Source organism: Akkermansia sp. AE01SA01, from assembly GCF_036417395.1.
Lineage (GTDB): Bacteria > Verrucomicrobiota > Verrucomicrobiia > Verrucomicrobiales > Akkermansiaceae > Akkermansia.
In genome coordinates, this window is the sequence record NZ_CP143890.1 from 3096590 (window position 1) to 3111280 (window position 14691).

Here is a 14691-nt window from a genome sequence, read left to right on the forward strand (position 1 = left end):
TAAGACGTTGTAAAATAAACTAATTCCAGTCATCGGCAGAGAAATCCGATTTCCCCTCGCGGCTGATCCGCACAAAAGGGGAGGGCTCACAGCGGCATCTGTGATCACGCCTGCAACGTGTCCTTACCCCCATGCGCACGGCTGTTTGCCTGAACCATTGCGCGAAACGGGAAAACCAGCGCCTTTTTCCCGATACAGGAGGGAGAGGCTTGTCTGCCATGGCGCGCAAATGCTCCTCCCAAGTCGGTACCGGCTTCAGCGGATGGGCATCCAGATATTCCAGCAGTAAAGACATTTCCAGCTGTTCCACAGGAGTCATGGTGAAATCAAGCAACTCCTTCTCACTCTGCAGTGGCGGCATGCAGGGTAAATCCTCCACTCCGACCGCAAGGAAATTCAGCCGTGTCCTTTTGCATTTTTCACACGTTCCGCAATTGCGGGACAAATCCTTCCCCTGATAACATACGCGGAGCTTCCGCAAAGCCAGCGGCCATGACGCAACCACAGCGGCTTTCTCCGTGCGGGTATATTCGGAACCGTCCGTAACGATTTCCACCCCGTGGGAGGAAAGGAAATGATTCGTCACCGGATTGTTGCCGCTGGCCAAGTGGAAATACCGGAAACAATTATCACTCCCCAGCATCAAATGCCCGTATTGCCTCCCAAACACCCTCATGCACGCCACCAGCATGGAAAAGTAGGACATGCCGTAAGCACAGTGCATATCGCGGAAATTCGTTTCCACCGTATAAAACTGCGGGATGCCCAGGTCCTCCACCAATTCCCCGGCTATGCGGGAAGCCCCGTTCCAGTCAACTTCCTTATCCTTGCGGATGTCGGCGCCTCTTATCATCAGGCAGGCTTCCAGCCGCTGATTCTGTGCGCCGGCCAGCCCCCTCGCATGCCGGAAAGCCATGAAACAGGCATCCAGGCCGCCTGAAAAACAGGCCAAACATCCAGGCTGCAGGACTCTGCCACTGTCATCTTCCACCACCTCCGGCTCCAAAGTCACGGTCCCATACTGGGCAGGCTGCAAATTAACCCAGGCCGTCACATAGCGGTCCAACCCGGTCAAGAGAGATGCGGACACCGCTCCGCGCACCTTGTAACGGCCCCCGTACTCCATCATTTTATGCAGAAACAGCACGGCCCATACATCTCCGCTGTTGTCCAGCCGATCAGGATGGAGAGAGTCTCCCCGGACCCTCAAATATTGCTTCCAGCGTCTCACTCCAATACGGAGGCAAGCGGAAAGCTCCACGCCACCATCCGCCATCATCCTGGGTTTTTCTATCTCAATCTCTCCGCTCATGATTCGGTACGGGTACATTGCTCCTTCTGAGCTGAAGGAGAAGCTCCTCCATGTTTCTGCAAAAGCTTACATGCGATAGCGACTTCATGGACTGTTCATGAACTCCGGAAAGCTTTCCATACGAGTTATCGATCATCATCGTCTCCCTGCCTGCCATGGCTGCGGCAATAGAAACGTGCAATCGATCCGTGACCACCACATCCACCGCGTTGACGGCATGCAGGAGCATGTAAACGCCCATCATGTTATAGTCGTGCCAGCGGCAATCTCCTCCCCCGTAACGGGAAACATCCATGCGGGGGACCGGGGGAAGACAGGAAGCAAAGGCTTCATCCCTTTCCTGGTCCTCTCTTAAAAACCAGCCCACACGGCGGCCGTCTTCCAGGAACTGAACCCGGGAGGAAAGATGCCTGAGCAGGCGACGGCAGGTCTTGCGGTAAAAACGGCAGAGATGGGCCTCCCGCTCTTTGATCAGATTCATGCCGGAGAACAATCGAAGCAGGATGCCCGGTTCCGCACACCTTTCAACCAAGGACTCCCATGAAGGCAGCAGGAGAAGAGAAAAATAAAAAGCCATATCATCCGCTGGCAGAAAAAACGCTTTTTGATTAAACTTCCGGCAGTATTCCAAACTGCGGTGCTCCCGACAAAACACTGTAAACCTTTCGTCCATCAACCGCAGAATACTCCTGCACCCGCGGATGCTGTGAGGTAAAATCACACACCGCGACAATCCCGGAGAGGAAAAGACAGGAGCCATCACCTCATGCCAACCCCATTCAGACACCAAACCTCCGCCACCGCCATACACCAGTGTGTAGGCTTCCCCGTAATCTTTCCCTTCTTCATATACTTCATAACTTAGCCCAATCCGGTCAAAAAGTGTCACGGTGGAGGCGGCAATCAACTCATCTCCCAAATTGCCGGGATTAGGATAGTAAATGAAATGCTCCAAGCCCGTCAGGCATTGGTAAAGAGTGTCCGGAACCGTGTAAGGGAACGTACTGTAACTCCTGTTAATGCAAGGAGCCTTCATGACACCATGGACGAGGTTGATTATTCATGACGGCCAAGGCATTGGGGCGCAGCCAGCAATTCAACAATGGACGCAACCCTCCATGAATAGGTTGAAACAACGCCCAATGCACATTACCTTCCTGAACCAGAGGACCCTTCTCGGTAACGGCAATATCCCAGCCAACACTGAACATCTGAGGGCACTCATAATGCGCTTTCAGCGCAAGCTCTACGGACTCCTTATAGAATGGAACCTGAAAACCGGCAAACGAGATTCCTGTGTCAGGATGGCGTTCGCACGCCCCCTTACTTAAATCCTCAAAAAAGCCTCTATTTACCAATTTACCATCAGAATTAATTTTTACACACAACCCTCCGGAGCACCAGTTATCAATACTTGAACTTCCGGCTCCCATTCTAAACAATGAGAAAAGTACCTCTATTTTTCCTCCGGGAGTATACATGGTTACTATACGCAAAGTATTCAGTGAAGAAGGATGGAAAGCAGACAGCCGGGAATGCCCCCGTACCAATTCCTCTACAATTAGAGGCCCATCCTCAAATCTGTCCTTTAGTTCTTCCCATTTTATGAAATGTCCATCTGCCAAACACCCCTCCTTTATATCAGTTGCCTGAAGTTTCATGCACCCCTTCCCCTGATATGAGTCTATAGGTTTTAAGAACAGATCCTTTGCCGAAGCCAGCAAATCGCTCAACTTTCTCATTTCTCCTCCTGTAAGCCGGCATACAGGCATATTCTGTTTCCAGACAGCTTCACCAAAACTCATTGATACAGGAATAGAATGACCGCGCAAATACTGCCTGGTGCGATTCTTATCGAGCAATATGTTGGCCATTTCGCCGGAAGCCTGAGCCAGAACTAAATTCCATCGAATCCATTCATCCCAAGTGCAAAATTCACTTACATTTCTGCCTTTAGAATGGAGATGCTCATCAAAATACTCTTTTTTCAGATGTTTCAGATTGCCATCATACTCCCAGATAATTTTTTTGATATCTGCCAAGACTTCCTCCTCTGATTTGATTTCATTCGGGTCACATTCGTCCAAGAGTGCGCGTATTTTCGCACGATCTTTACCATACAAACGCCGGGTATCTGCAATTTTTTTACGAACCGACGTTTTTAAAGGTCTTTCCCCAGTTGTCTCCGGTTGTTTTTGTTTTCTAGTTAGCATACGGATTTAGTTTTTAATAATTGTTTCTGCAATCTTCTGTAAACAAACATCCAGCCGCCATGCATACGCTGCATGGTCGCAGTACCTCCGTGGGGATTAGACTCAATAATCAGGGGACCTTTCTGCGTAACAGCCACATCCCAAGCAATGGCAAATACATGTTTGGAAAAACATTCGTGCGCCCGGATAATCAGCTCTACAGCTTCCTGAAAACCGGGTATTTTCGTTCCTTTGAATATCAGGCCACTATCCGGATGTCTGTCCATAATCAGGGAAGGAATCTTGTAAACGCAACAGCCCCAGTCACCCATCACGCCCTCATGGTCCAAACCTACGCAAACTCCCCCAGTCTTGGCATTGTCCGTACAGGATCCGCCAACTCCTATTCTGATAATGCCATCCAGAAAACAAATTCTCCCTGAGTTGTCTCTTATAGTCCACAAACGGAGTGTATTAATACTTTGCATATGAAAAGCAGAAATTTTCGCGTGCTGAGTTACCACCTGTTCAATCAATAAGGGGGGAAACCCTTGCAAAGAATCATTCAGTTCCAACCAACTCCGGTACTGTCCGTTTACCAGACACCCACTGGTATCCCCAGGGAGAATTTTCATGCAACAAAAACCGCCACAAGTATCATAGGGTTTGCTGAACAGCCCTATCTCGTACCTGTTTAAAGCTTCTGCAAGCAACTCTTTTTCATTATTGGCGCTAATTATTACGGGTTGCGCATCTCCCCTCACAAGAACACCCAGACGCTCCGGCATGGGAATACCACGGCGGGTGAAAAAAAAGTTCTGTTTCGGTTTAATGAGTAGAACATCTATTTCATGAGTGACCAAACGATCCAATTTTTTCCAAGTAGAGTCCCATTCATTCCAAAGTACAAAATCTTCGAATTTTCTATCTTTATAATTCAAGCCTATTCTAAAATAGTCCGACACAATATCACGGAAGGGCAATGCGTTCCTTTCCCGGATAATTCTCCTGAATTCGGCCAACACTTCCTCGCCGGACTTGACCTGCTCTGCTGGATAAAGGGAATTGATATGACGTATATGATCCGCCGCCCGCCAGCACTTTCCGTATGCTCGCCATCGCTTCCGCTCCATGTTCAACTTCCGGAAAACGCGGAATCTCTCAATTTCCGGATTTGCCGGCATCCTACTCATGAAATTTTCTCCAACTGAAGGAGTACAAAATATTCCATTTATTTCGCGGAATGGGACATGGATGCGTCATGCAAAACACCCAGCCCATTCCCCTTATCTTCATTGCCTAAAAGGCAAAACTGTAACCAACATATGCCGTCGTCGTCGAAACGGCGTTGATCTGACAATTAACCATCATTCGCTGTAAACCAAAAATCAGGCAATTATTAGAATTGGGGAAATAATGCTTAATGCCCAGACCCAGACCCATTTGAGCTCTGTTGGTCGTCGTAGATTCTTCATCTTTAAATTTTGTCTCGATCTGATTCATTCCAATACGAGTACCTACAAAGAAATAAGTTCTTTGTCCTACCGCTATATTATAATCAATACCTAGGTTCAAAGTCAGATGAGAAACATCCACATCATGCTCACTACCTTGAGCATAACCTAAAGAAATGCCGGCATTCCAAAAACTTTTTTGTTCAATGGCAAAATTCCGCCGCCAATCTACTCGAAAACCGTATAAATGGTCAGGAACAGCATCCCCCTTGTCATAATCAATAGCAGTATATTCTGCGTTAATCATCAATTCCGCATCCTTGATGATGTTTGAAGGTGGAGTAGAGTAATCGGAAAGAGTTTTCCGAGGAGCGGCGTCTGCGAATCCGGCGGAACACGCAACTCCGCACACCAGTGTAGATAAAACATACTTCTTCATAAATATATTAACTGTTGAATATCAATAAAATGCCAAAGACTTGCCTTGACGTTTTCAATGTAGCGGATTCTCAATCCGTACAGACAACAATTTGTCTGTTGAAGTAGCACCTTTTATGTAACACCCAGCCTGTATCCTTCAATCACTCAAACGAAACAAAGAATCTCAACAATAATCATATCATCTTGAAAACCAGTCCATACTAAAAAAACATTTTTTGCTTGATTACGGATTGAGAATCCGATGGCACTAATATCAACTGCCATGGCCACGCACACCCCTGATCAATTAACGAATATCGCCGCCGTCAAACTCATCGAAGATACCGGAATCAGCATTCTGGAGGCGGCCCTCCTCGTCCGTGAACTGTACCAAGGCCTGGGCGGCCGCGGAAAAGGCATCATGAGAGCCAGATTGTGCATTCAGCTGGGAAAAAAGGAACTGCATCAACGGGAAAAAACCGTTTCCTTCCATCAGGGGGTGGAGGAAACCCTGAAGGCCAAACAGCACCGCAGACCGCGCACGCTGGCGGAAATCAACTACATCTGCACACGGCTGATGAAGAGCTGCCCGGAGCTGAAAACCAGGCCTTTAAGAGCCATGTACATGCAGGAATGCGCCGATTGCATACGGCGCACTTTTTCCACGCTCCGCCAGCAGCACAAGGCAAGGGTGGTTTTAAGCGGCATTTTCTCCACGGCACTCAAACGCGGCTGGTGTGCGGAAAATCCGGCGTTACAAATAGAATTGCCTCCCCTGCGTGAACAAGCAATCCGTCCCTTGGTTATAACGGAAATCCGCACTCTGTTCCATTCAGCCCGGCAGCTCTACGGCAGCGCATGCATCCCGCCGCTGGGCCTGATGCTGTATGCGGGAATCCGTCCGGCAGAGGTAGAACGCCTCACCTGGGACGCCGTCAATATGGAGGAGCGGGTCGTTTGCCTGAAAGCCCTTCACAGCAAGACGGGAGGGAGCCGGCACGTTCAAATCCATCCCGTCCTGCACCGGTTGCTTAAGGAGGCGCAGCCATCCCGGAAAGAAGATCCCGTCTGTCCGCCCAACTGGGCGGAGAAATGGCGGCGCGTCCGGCAGCACGCCGGATGGAACGCGGCGCACGGCCTCCCCTGGATACAGGATGTGCTGAGACACACTTATGCAAGCTACCACGCCAAGCATTTCCGCAATTTCACGGAACTTCAATATGAAATGGGCCATTCCGGCCTTCATTTGCTCAAATCCCGCTACCTGAACATGCAGGATATTTCCCGGCAGGACGCTTCCCGGTTCTGGGACGTCAGGGAATCTGGACCGCCCCGGAAAGCCATTTGATTCTATTACCCATTTCAGGCTTTTAAAACTGCGCGGCTTGGGGCAAAACAAGTGGGTCATGTGGAAAGGCAGATTTTCTAAACCCACCGCAGACCTGGTTCAACGCTATGGCGAGTCCGTCTCCTACGACTGGAGGCTCTTCCGCCAGGACATTGCCGGGTCCATTGCCCATGCGCGGGCGCAGCTCAAGGCAGGATTGCTCAACCGGGAAGAGTTCGACGCCATCGAATCCGGCCTCCAAGGCATCCTGAAGGACATTGAAGAAGGAAACTTCACGTGGAGCCGGGAGCTGGAAGACGTGCACATGAACATTGAGAGCGAGCTGACCCGCCGCATCGGCGCGCCCGGCGCCAAGCTGCACACGGCCCGCTCCCGCAATGACCAGGTGGCTACGGACACGCGCCTCTACTGCCGCACGGAGATCGATGAAATTCTGGAAAAGGTGCGCCGCCTGCAGAGGGCCCTGGTCATGAAGGCCAGAGAATACGCGGATGCCATGATGCCCGGCTACACCCATCTTCAGCGCGCCCAGCCCGTCACGATGGGCCACCATCTCCTGGCCTACGTGGAAATGCTGAACCGGGACGCGGACCGCCTGAAGGACTGCCGCAGGCGGCTGAACGTTTCTCCGCTGGGTTCCGGAGCCATTGCCGGTTCCACCATTTGCCTGGACCGCCACGGAATAGCCGTGGAACTGGGTTTTGACGCCGTCACGGAGAATTCCATGGACGCTATTGCGGACCGGGACTACATCATGGAAACCCTGTTCGACCTGGCCGTCATCGGCGCCCATCTTTCCCGCCTGAGCGAAGACGTCATCCTGTGGTGCACGGCGGAATTCGGCTTTGCCACCCTTTCCGACGCCCATACGACGGGGTCCTCCCTGATGCCCCAGAAGAAGAATCCGGACGTCGCGGAACTGACCCGCGGCAAGACGGGGCGGCTGTACGGCAACCTCACCGCCGTCATGGTAGCCGTCAAGGGCCTGCCGCTGACCTACAACCGCGATCTTCAGGAAGACAAGGAACCGCTTTTCGATTCCATCGACACCATCAAGCTGGCCCTGGATGTCAACGCGGAGATGATCGCCGCCATGACGGTCAACACGGAGCGCGCCCTGGAAGCGGCATCCGACCCCATGCTGCTGGCCACCGACCTGGCGGATTACCTGGTGCGCCGCGGCGTTCCCTTCCGCAAGGCCCACGAACTGGTCGGCAAGGCGGTTGCCATGAGCATTTCCACCGGAACACCGCTCAATCAGTTGAGCGACGAACAATTCGCTTCCATCTCGGACGCTTACGGAACGGATGCGCGCAGTGTATTTGAATTGACAAAAGCCTTCTCCCAGCGTACCAACCCGGGGGCTCCCAATTCCGAAAACACCCGCCGCCGCATCGCCTGCTGGGAAAACATCCTTTCCAAATAGCATGGCTCCAGGAGGCGGCCGGAACGGAGAAACAGCCGTCCGCCTCCGCGGCGCGCCCTCAGGCGCAGACAGGGGGGAATTTTCAACCATCCCCGGCCATGGCCCAACGCCATAGCCTCCAGATCCGGCAGTCATGTTCAAACCAGCTCTCGTTTCCTCTCTCAAAACCTACACCAAGCAAACTTTTTTCTCAGACCTCTTTGCAGGCCTGACCGTGGGCGTCGTAGCCATTCCTCTGGCCATGGCCTTCGCCATTGCATGCGGGCTTTCCCCGTCCCAAGGGCTTGTCACCGCCATTGTGGCCGGGTTCCTCATTTCCCTGTTCAGCGGCAGCAAGTACCAGATAGGCGGCCCCACAGGCGCCTTTGTGATTATCATTATGGGCGTGCTGGAACAGTATCACGCCTCTGGCCTGCTGATCTGCACCTTGATGGCGGGCGTCTTTCTCATCATCTTCGGCGTCTGCCGCATGGGGGCGCTCATCCGCTTCATCCCCTTCCCCGTCACCACGGGGTTCACCTCCGGCATCGCCGTAGTGATTTTCTCCACGCAGATCAAGGACATCTTCGGCCTCACCATTGCAGAGAAAATTCCCGGTGACTTCATTGACAAATGGGCGTGTTACTTCCAGCACTTCCACACCGTCAACTGGGCCGCGCTGGGACTGGCCGCCGGAACCGTCATCCTTACCCTGCTGAGCCGCCGCTTCTGGCCCAAGGGCCCGGCCATGCTGGTAGGCATGCTGGGAATGACGGCCGTTTCCGTGGCTTTCACACTCCCCGTAGCCACCATCGGGCAGGCCTTCGGCAGCCTGCCGAACACCTTGCCATTGCCCTCCCTCCCCCACATCGACTGGCACAACGTGGGCGCGCTGACGGCGCCCGCCTTCACCATCGCTCTGCTGGCGGCCATTGAATCCCTGCTGAGCGCCTCCGTGGCGGACGGCATGACGGGCGGACGGCACAAGCCGAACATGGAGCTTATCGCCCAGGGAATCGGCAACATCGGTTCCGCGCTGTTCGGCGGCATTCCTGCCACCGGAGCAATTGCCCGCACGGCCACCAACATCAAGGCGGGAGCAAAAAGCCCCGTTTCCGGGATGATTCATTCCCTGACGCTGCTTGCCATCCTGATGGCCTTCGCGCAATACGCCCAGCAAATCCCTCTGGCCGTGCTGGCAGGGATCCTGACAGTGGTGTGCTATAACATGAGCGAAATGCACACCTTCAGCCGCCTGCTGAAAGGGCCGCGGCAGGACGCGGCCGTGCTGGTGATCACCTTTCTGCTAACCGTCTTTGTGGACCTGGTCGTGGCCGTGGAGGTGGGCGTGGTGCTGGCCGCCCTGCTCTTCATGGGCCGGATGGCCCAGATCAGCGACGTTTCCGCCATCAAGAACGAACTTCTGGACGACGATTCCGAAGACAGCGGAGACCGTTCCACAGCCAAACTCAATATCCCGGAAGGGGTGGAGGTGTTTGATGTCAAGGGCCCCTTCTTCTTCGGAGCAGTGGAGCAATTCAAGGACCAGGTACTGAAAACTCTGGAACACGATACGAAGGTAGTCATCCTGCGCATGCGATTGGTTCCCGCGCTGGACGCCACCGGTCTGAACGTCCTGTCCGACTTCTGCCACCAGTGCCGGGAACACGGCTGTACCCTGCTTGTCTGCGGCGTGCAGCCCCAGCCGCTGGATGTCATCCGCCACGCTCCCTTTTACCGGGAATTGAAGCGCTACAACATTTGCGAGAATATTGACGCCGCCCTGACCCGGGCGGACAAGATTCTCAACGGCCCCGCTCCAAAACATCTGTAAGAGAGAAGGAGGACGGTCAGGCTCCGTGTGCCTCCAGATAGGAAGCTCCCCACGCGTTCATGGCTTCCAGCACGGGAAGAACGCTCCTGCCGAACGGCGTCAGGGAATATTCCACCTTCGGAGGAACGACGGGATAGACTTTCCGCTCCACCAGCCTGTCCGCCTCCAATTCCCGGAGCTGCTGGGCAAGCATCTTGGTCGTGGCCTCCGGAACCAGCCGGTGCAGTTCATTGAACCGGAGAACGGAGTTCTGGTAAAGAAACCAGAGGATCACGATCTTGTATTTCCCCCCGATCAGGGAAATAGTTGCCCCGCAGGGACAGCGGTAGGTGGAAGGGGGTTTCTTCATGGCTTCAGTAACTTTTTGGGTACTATATTACAAAACAGTGCCTACTTGTCAAAAAATCCCTGTCGCCCTATTCTGGCCGGAATTCCATTTCACCAGATATGAAAGTGACTATTGATCAAGAAAAGTGCATCCATTGCGGCCTGTGCAAAAAAGCATGCATCCTCACCCGCTTTTGCGGGTTCGACTCCCTGGAACAAGGCGCAGAACAGCACTGCATCGACTGCGGCCACTGCGTCGCCGTCTGCCCTCGGCAGGCCATCAGCCATGCCGCCGTCAAAAAAACGGAATCTATCGGCTCCGTCCCGGATGAGCAGGGATTCCTGAATCTGCTAATGAAAACCAGGAGCGTCCGGCATTTTAAACCCCTTCCCGTCGGCAGGGAGGCCTATGACCTCATGCGCCGCGTGGCGGAATACTCCCAATCCGGCCTGAACGCCCAGGAAATCCGTCTGATAGTCATCGAGCATCCGGACGCCCTCTCCCACATCAGGAAGGCGACCATGCGCATGTACGGGAAACTGGAGAAGCTGGCCCGGTTCCCTCTGACGCGCTTTTTCCTCAAAATGGCCCTGAACCGGAGGGACTATCGTTCCGTGATTTTTGAAAGCGCTACGCACAACCTGCGCCAGCAGGCTCAGGCGCAGGGCGAAGACCCCATTCTGTACGGAGCCTCGGCGCTGATCCTGCTAACCGGACCGGCAGCATTGCAAACCGGCAGGGAAGACGCCACCGTCATTTCCCAGAATATCATGCTGGCCATGACCTCCCTGGGTATGGGGTGCTGCTACATGGGAGGATTGGTCCTGGGATGCCGGATGCTCAAATACAAGCCCCTTCTCCGGGCCCTCCAACTGCCGGAAAAGCAGGAAGTGTACCAGGCCTTCGTTCTCGGCATCCCCTCCCTGCAACTCAAACGCATGCCGGAACGGAAACGCCGTGAAATAACTTTTCGCCGGTTCTCCGATCAATGACCGGAATCCTCTTCCTCATACCGGGAAAGCAGGAAGTCCAAATCTTCCAGCAAATGCTGGCTGGTACTGCTCCACCGCTTCTTTCCCTGCAGGGCCAGAACGCATTCCTTTTTATCCGTAAAGCGGTAGCGGGTAATGCCCTGCTCCCGTAGGCGGGAAAGGTACTGCCTCAACTCACCATCAAAAAACAGCCAGAACGGCACGCTACGCGCGATCTCCGCCACGCTGACCGTTATGGGCGGCGTCATGTCTTTCAATTCCCTGGCCAGATGGGAAAGGCCCACGTCCCGGAGCATGCGGCGGATGCGGTCATACAAGTCGGACAGGGACATGACGGACAAGTCGCATTCATGCTCCAGATAGTAGCGGACGGAAGCAAGCAGGTCTTCCTTGAACGGCAGAGTCGTTCCCGCCTGGCGCGCAGCGGATTCCAGCGCGTCGGCCAGCCACTGCTCTCCGTACTCGGCGATCAGGAAGTCGCCAAGCTTGAGCAGAGGTCTGTTATTTCTGAAGCCGATCATGGGAAATGAATGGAAAGACGTTATAAAATGGGCAGTTTGCGCTGGAGGGGATCAATCAGCGTCTGGTGGCGCATCTGGGTGATCTCCTGAATGAATTCCTCCACATTGGAAAACTGGCGATACACGGACACGTAGCGGATGTAGGCCACGGGATCGATGGCGTACAGTTTTTCAATCACCTTCTTGCCGATCTCGCTGGACGGTACTTCCCGCAAGTGGTCCCGGTGCAATTCGGAAATGATTTCCTCCACCGCCCGGTCCAGGCGGTCCATGCTGACGGGACGCTTTTCACAGGCTTTGACAAGGCCCCTTAAAATTTTTTCACGGTTCAGGGCTTCCCGCAAGTTGTCCCTCTTCACAACGCGCAACTCCGTACGCTCAATTTGTTCATACGTCGTGTAGCGGTAATCGCATCTCAGGCAGACACGGCGGCGGCGAATCGTCGTCCCGTCCTTGGACATGCGGGAGTCGATGACCTTATCTTCCAGATGACCGCACTGAACACATCTCATGTCGGCACCATACTACCATATAGCGCGCCCATAAAGAAAAAAGTACGCCAAATATAGTGCAGAAGGCTTAACCATCAATATTTCCCAAACACGTCTCCTGTGAATAAACCGCGTGTGCAAATCCCTTTTCCCCGCCCTGAAAAGGATTCCCGCGCATGCCGGAATTGTGAATAAGCGGCAAACAAAAGCCCACAGGATTTGCATGGAAGGATGCCATTATTTTCATGCGTTCTCCCTGCCGGGGAAAACCGCACTCGGCAGTACCTCAAGACATGTTATTTCCCATTACCGTCATTCATTCACCGTACCACCTTCATTGACGACAGAGCCGGAGGGCAATCTGGTTCCGTTCAAATTCAGGACCGCGCCTTTCCTGACAGTAATCCGTCCCAAATTCAATAACTGCCCGGCCATTCCCTCCAAAGACATCTCCGTTCCTGCGGACAACACCCAGGAACATTTCAACGAGGAAGCCCGTACATTCCTGAATACAACTTCAGCCGCACCTTTCTGCCCTCCTTCATCCTTCCGGACGACATGCACTTCCGCCTGTCCGGACAAAAACCCAGACAGAGCCTTCCCGTCCAGCACCGCAGGCTCCTGTGATGCCATCGTTACAGCAGAACCGCCGGGAACGTTCCAGATCTGCCGTCCCGCAAGTTGAACATTCCCCCTGATGAGCAGATTTTTCCCTTCCTCCAAGCGGATTCCTCCCGGGCCAATCATCAGCCTGTCCCCGGGCGCGCCAGCACCTTCAATCACTACCGTATTCACGGCCGGATCTTCCACCTGTATGCCGAACAATTTTACTGTGCCGGACACCACGCTCGGCTTGATGGAAGAAGCCACATTCCACACGCACATATTTTTTCCCGGCTGTTTCCTGTTCATCCATGCTTCCGGAGTTCCCAGAGGAGCATCGTAGCAACCACTGCGGACAGAACCAGCCTCCTTTCCCGCCAGCCGGGCCGCTTCATAGGCAAACCGCGCACCGATGCTGATTTGGGCCTTCCCACTGTAATGCACTCCCATATTATCCCCGGCTGTAAGCTTGGGCAGGTCCCTGGTAGGAACATAGCCCATGCCCGGACGGGAAGCCGCCAGACTTTTCATGACCTGCTGCGTCGTTTTTCCCTGTACTGTGGTATCGCGGCCTTTCAGCCCTCCGGTAATATTCCCGGTCTCCGCATCCGTTTCATTCCTGCCGCCCCAGTTGGCATTCTCCCCGATGATGGCCTTTTGCGCAGCCAGCGCGGACGTGTCTCCGTAGGGTTTCAAATCCACTGACAAATCTTTCAGCAATCCCAGAAAACGGGACGCACTTTCCGGGATGGAAGCGCCAGCGTTGCTCTCCCCCTGCAAATACAGGAGCCCGGAAAACGTCACTTTGGAATATTTGGACCTGTCCACGGCCCCGCAAGCGTTTTTAACAGCCTGCACCAGCGTCTGATAAGCCTGGCCGTGCTTTTGCCAGTGGGAATTGTCCCCTCCGTCCCTGGAAGCCTTCACAACTGCCACATCCGCATCCTTGAACCAGCCGTTTTTTTCCAGGGTAAAAGCAAATCCATACTCCGGCCCCATGCACAGATTGCCATTATAGCGCGGCATCGCAGGCCGGACTTGTTCCCAGGCCGTGGAAGCACCGGGAAACACTCCCTCCCGCTGCCCGAAATTCTCATGCCAGTACAGCGTAGTCTGCGGTTCATACTTCTCCAACAGCTCCGGAGAAGCGGGACTGCCCTTCACTGCTCCTAAAGAGTTGGACTGGCCCGTCAGCAAAAAAACCTTCAACTCTTTGGCTGAAGCCATGGAAACAGAACACGCCAACAGGAAAAACAGCAGAATTTTTTTCATGTCGAAAATTGAGTGGAAACCCACCATACGCGATTCCCTCAGCGGAACAAGATCACAGACAGGATTCCATATAAAGACCAGCCATTTGGTCAATTTTTTTTACTGATCAAGGATGGGAGGATATGTTATTTATATATATTTTCAAGAAAAGATCAAGCCCCTGGAGTTGTTTAAACTTCAGGGGCTTGAGGTAAAAAATCCCGGCGGCGACCTACTCTTGCGGGACCTATCGTCCGACTACCATTGGCGCGGCAGCGTTTCACTTCCGGGTTCGGAACGGGACCGGGTGGGACCACTGCGCTCTGGCCACCGGGCTTCAGGGGGAAGAGTTTTTATTGATCTTCATCCTGCCTGCCCGGGAGCCCTTGGGGGCTTTGAGGGGGATTTTTTAAGGGTTGTTGTGTGTGTGGCTAAGAAGATTTCCTCTCGTTACGAGGGGAAGGAATCAGCGTAAACTGACATCTGCGTGGCTGGTGGTGTTTAAATCATGCATATGGTGAATAGGACATTTGGTAAGTT

General features: G+C 53.5%; 13 protein-coding genes and 1 rRNA gene. 4 read left to right on the top strand and 10 right to left on the bottom strand.

All coding sequences use genetic code 11. The annotated features are described in order from the left end of the window. Nucleotides 1-19 precede the first annotated feature (19 nt). The 5 genes from V3C19_RS12575 to V3C19_RS12595 all read right to left on the bottom strand — a co-directional run bounded on the left by V3C19_RS12575 (nucleotide 20) and on the right by V3C19_RS12595 (nucleotide 5397). Complete coding sequence (locus V3C19_RS12575) at nucleotides 20-1312, bottom strand: hypothetical protein (RefSeq protein ID WP_295934702.1); 1293 nt, start codon at nucleotides 1310-1312, stop codon at nucleotides 20-22. Further along, nucleotides 1296-2348, bottom strand: a complete 1053-nt coding sequence (locus V3C19_RS12580) for a polysaccharide pyruvyl transferase family protein (RefSeq protein WP_130084148.1) — start codon at nucleotides 2346-2348, stop codon at nucleotides 1296-1298. The genes V3C19_RS12575 and V3C19_RS12580 overlap by 17 nt, the downstream gene beginning before the upstream one ends. After that, nucleotides 2329-3525, bottom strand: a complete 1197-nt coding sequence (locus V3C19_RS12585) for a sugar-transfer associated ATP-grasp domain-containing protein (protein ID WP_295934704.1) — start codon at nucleotides 3523-3525, stop codon at nucleotides 2329-2331. The genes V3C19_RS12580 and V3C19_RS12585 overlap by 20 nt, the downstream gene beginning before the upstream one ends. Further along, on the bottom strand, nucleotides 3519-4697 hold the full coding sequence (locus V3C19_RS12590; protein WP_330937113.1) for a sugar-transfer associated ATP-grasp domain-containing protein: 1179 nt from the start codon (nucleotides 4695-4697) through the stop codon (nucleotides 3519-3521). The genes V3C19_RS12585 and V3C19_RS12590 overlap by 7 nt, the downstream gene beginning before the upstream one ends. A 106-nt stretch (nucleotides 4698-4803) precedes the next feature. After that, nucleotides 4804-5397 (bottom strand): hypothetical protein, encoded by a 594-nt coding sequence (locus V3C19_RS12595; protein WP_295876251.1) that lies wholly within the window; start codon nucleotides 5395-5397, stop codon nucleotides 4804-4806. Between the two features lie 264 nt (nucleotides 5398-5661). Between V3C19_RS12595 and V3C19_RS12600 the strand changes: the two genes are divergently transcribed. From V3C19_RS12600 to V3C19_RS12610, 3 genes are all read left to right on the top strand, one after another. Then, complete coding sequence (locus tag V3C19_RS12600; RefSeq protein ID WP_161981364.1) at nucleotides 5662-6726, top strand: tyrosine-type recombinase/integrase; 1065 nt, start codon at nucleotides 5662-5664, stop codon at nucleotides 6724-6726. A gap of 58 nt (nucleotides 6727-6784) precedes the next feature. Next, nucleotides 6785-8152 carry an argininosuccinate lyase gene (argH, locus tag V3C19_RS12605; protein WP_130084143.1) on the top strand — a complete coding sequence of 456 codons (1368 nt, stop codon included), beginning with the start codon at nucleotides 6785-6787 and terminating at the stop codon, nucleotides 8150-8152. Between the two features lie 133 nt (nucleotides 8153-8285). Beyond that, nucleotides 8286-9965, top strand: a complete 1680-nt coding sequence (locus tag V3C19_RS12610; protein ID WP_130084142.1) for a SulP family inorganic anion transporter — start codon at nucleotides 8286-8288, stop codon at nucleotides 9963-9965. A 16-nt stretch (nucleotides 9966-9981) separates the two neighbouring features. Here V3C19_RS12610 and V3C19_RS12615 read toward each other — a convergent pair whose 3' ends face one another. Then, nucleotides 9982-10314: a helix-turn-helix domain-containing protein gene (locus V3C19_RS12615; RefSeq protein WP_295934706.1), complete on the bottom strand. Its 333-nt coding sequence runs from the start codon at nucleotides 10312-10314 to the stop codon at nucleotides 9982-9984. A 98-nt stretch (nucleotides 10315-10412) separates the two neighbouring features. On the opposite strand from V3C19_RS12615, the gene V3C19_RS12620 reads away from it, so the two are divergent. Beyond that, on the top strand, nucleotides 10413-11285 hold the full coding sequence (locus V3C19_RS12620) for a nitroreductase family protein (protein ID WP_295934708.1): 873 nt from the start codon (nucleotides 10413-10415) through the stop codon (nucleotides 11283-11285). On the opposite strand, the gene V3C19_RS12625 is transcribed toward V3C19_RS12620, so the two are convergent. The 4 genes from V3C19_RS12625 to rrf all read right to left on the bottom strand — a co-directional run bounded on the left by V3C19_RS12625 (nucleotide 11279) and on the right by rrf (nucleotide 14486). After that, nucleotides 11279-11806, bottom strand: a complete 528-nt coding sequence (locus V3C19_RS12625) for a hypothetical protein (RefSeq protein WP_130084139.1) — start codon at nucleotides 11804-11806, stop codon at nucleotides 11279-11281. The genes V3C19_RS12620 and V3C19_RS12625 overlap by 7 nt on opposite strands. 20 nt (nucleotides 11807-11826) lie before the next feature. Further along, the gene (gene nrdR / locus V3C19_RS12630; protein WP_012419886.1) at nucleotides 11827-12318 is read right to left on the bottom strand and encodes a transcriptional regulator NrdR; all 492 of its coding nucleotides are present in this window, start codon (nucleotides 12316-12318) and stop codon (nucleotides 11827-11829) included. A 291-nt stretch (nucleotides 12319-12609) separates the two neighbouring features. Further along, nucleotides 12610-14172: a sialate O-acetylesterase gene (locus V3C19_RS12635; RefSeq protein WP_161981363.1), complete on the bottom strand. Its 1563-nt coding sequence runs from the start codon at nucleotides 14170-14172 to the stop codon at nucleotides 12610-12612. Nucleotides 14173-14370: 198 nt separating this feature from the next. Next, nucleotides 14371-14486 (bottom strand): 5S ribosomal RNA (rrf, locus tag V3C19_RS12640). Nucleotides 14487-14691 lie beyond the last annotated feature (205 nt).

Coding starts and splice junctions, on each gene's coding strand:
- V3C19_RS12575 (WP_295934702.1), bottom strand. CDS start 1,312: ATGAGCGGAGAGATTGAGATAGAAAAACCCAGGATGATGGCGGATGGT.
- V3C19_RS12580 (WP_130084148.1), bottom strand. CDS start 2,348: ATGAAGGCTCCTTGCATTAACAGGAGTTACAGTACGTTCCCTTACACG.
- V3C19_RS12585 (WP_295934704.1), bottom strand. CDS start 3,525: ATGCTAACTAGAAAACAAAAACAACCGGAGACAACTGGGGAAAGACCT.
- V3C19_RS12590 (WP_330937113.1), bottom strand. CDS start 4,697: ATGAGTAGGATGCCGGCAAATCCGGAAATTGAGAGATTCCGCGTTTTC.
- V3C19_RS12595 (WP_295876251.1), bottom strand. CDS start 5,397: ATGAAGAAGTATGTTTTATCTACACTGGTGTGCGGAGTTGCGTGTTCC.
- V3C19_RS12600 (WP_161981364.1), top strand. CDS start 5,662: ATGGCCACGCACACCCCTGATCAATTAACGAATATCGCCGCCGTCAAA.
- argH (WP_130084143.1), top strand. CDS start 6,785: ATGTGGAAAGGCAGATTTTCTAAACCCACCGCAGACCTGGTTCAACGC.
- V3C19_RS12610 (WP_130084142.1), top strand. CDS start 8,286: ATGTTCAAACCAGCTCTCGTTTCCTCTCTCAAAACCTACACCAAGCAA.
- V3C19_RS12615 (WP_295934706.1), bottom strand. CDS start 10,314: ATGAAGAAACCCCCTTCCACCTACCGCTGTCCCTGCGGGGCAACTATT.
- V3C19_RS12620 (WP_295934708.1), top strand. CDS start 10,413: ATGAAAGTGACTATTGATCAAGAAAAGTGCATCCATTGCGGCCTGTGC.
- V3C19_RS12625 (WP_130084139.1), bottom strand. CDS start 11,806: ATGATCGGCTTCAGAAATAACAGACCTCTGCTCAAGCTTGGCGACTTC.
- nrdR (WP_012419886.1), bottom strand. CDS start 12,318: ATGAGATGTGTTCAGTGCGGTCATCTGGAAGATAAGGTCATCGACTCC.
- V3C19_RS12635 (WP_161981363.1), bottom strand. CDS start 14,172: ATGAAAAAAATTCTGCTGTTTTTCCTGTTGGCGTGTTCTGTTTCCATG.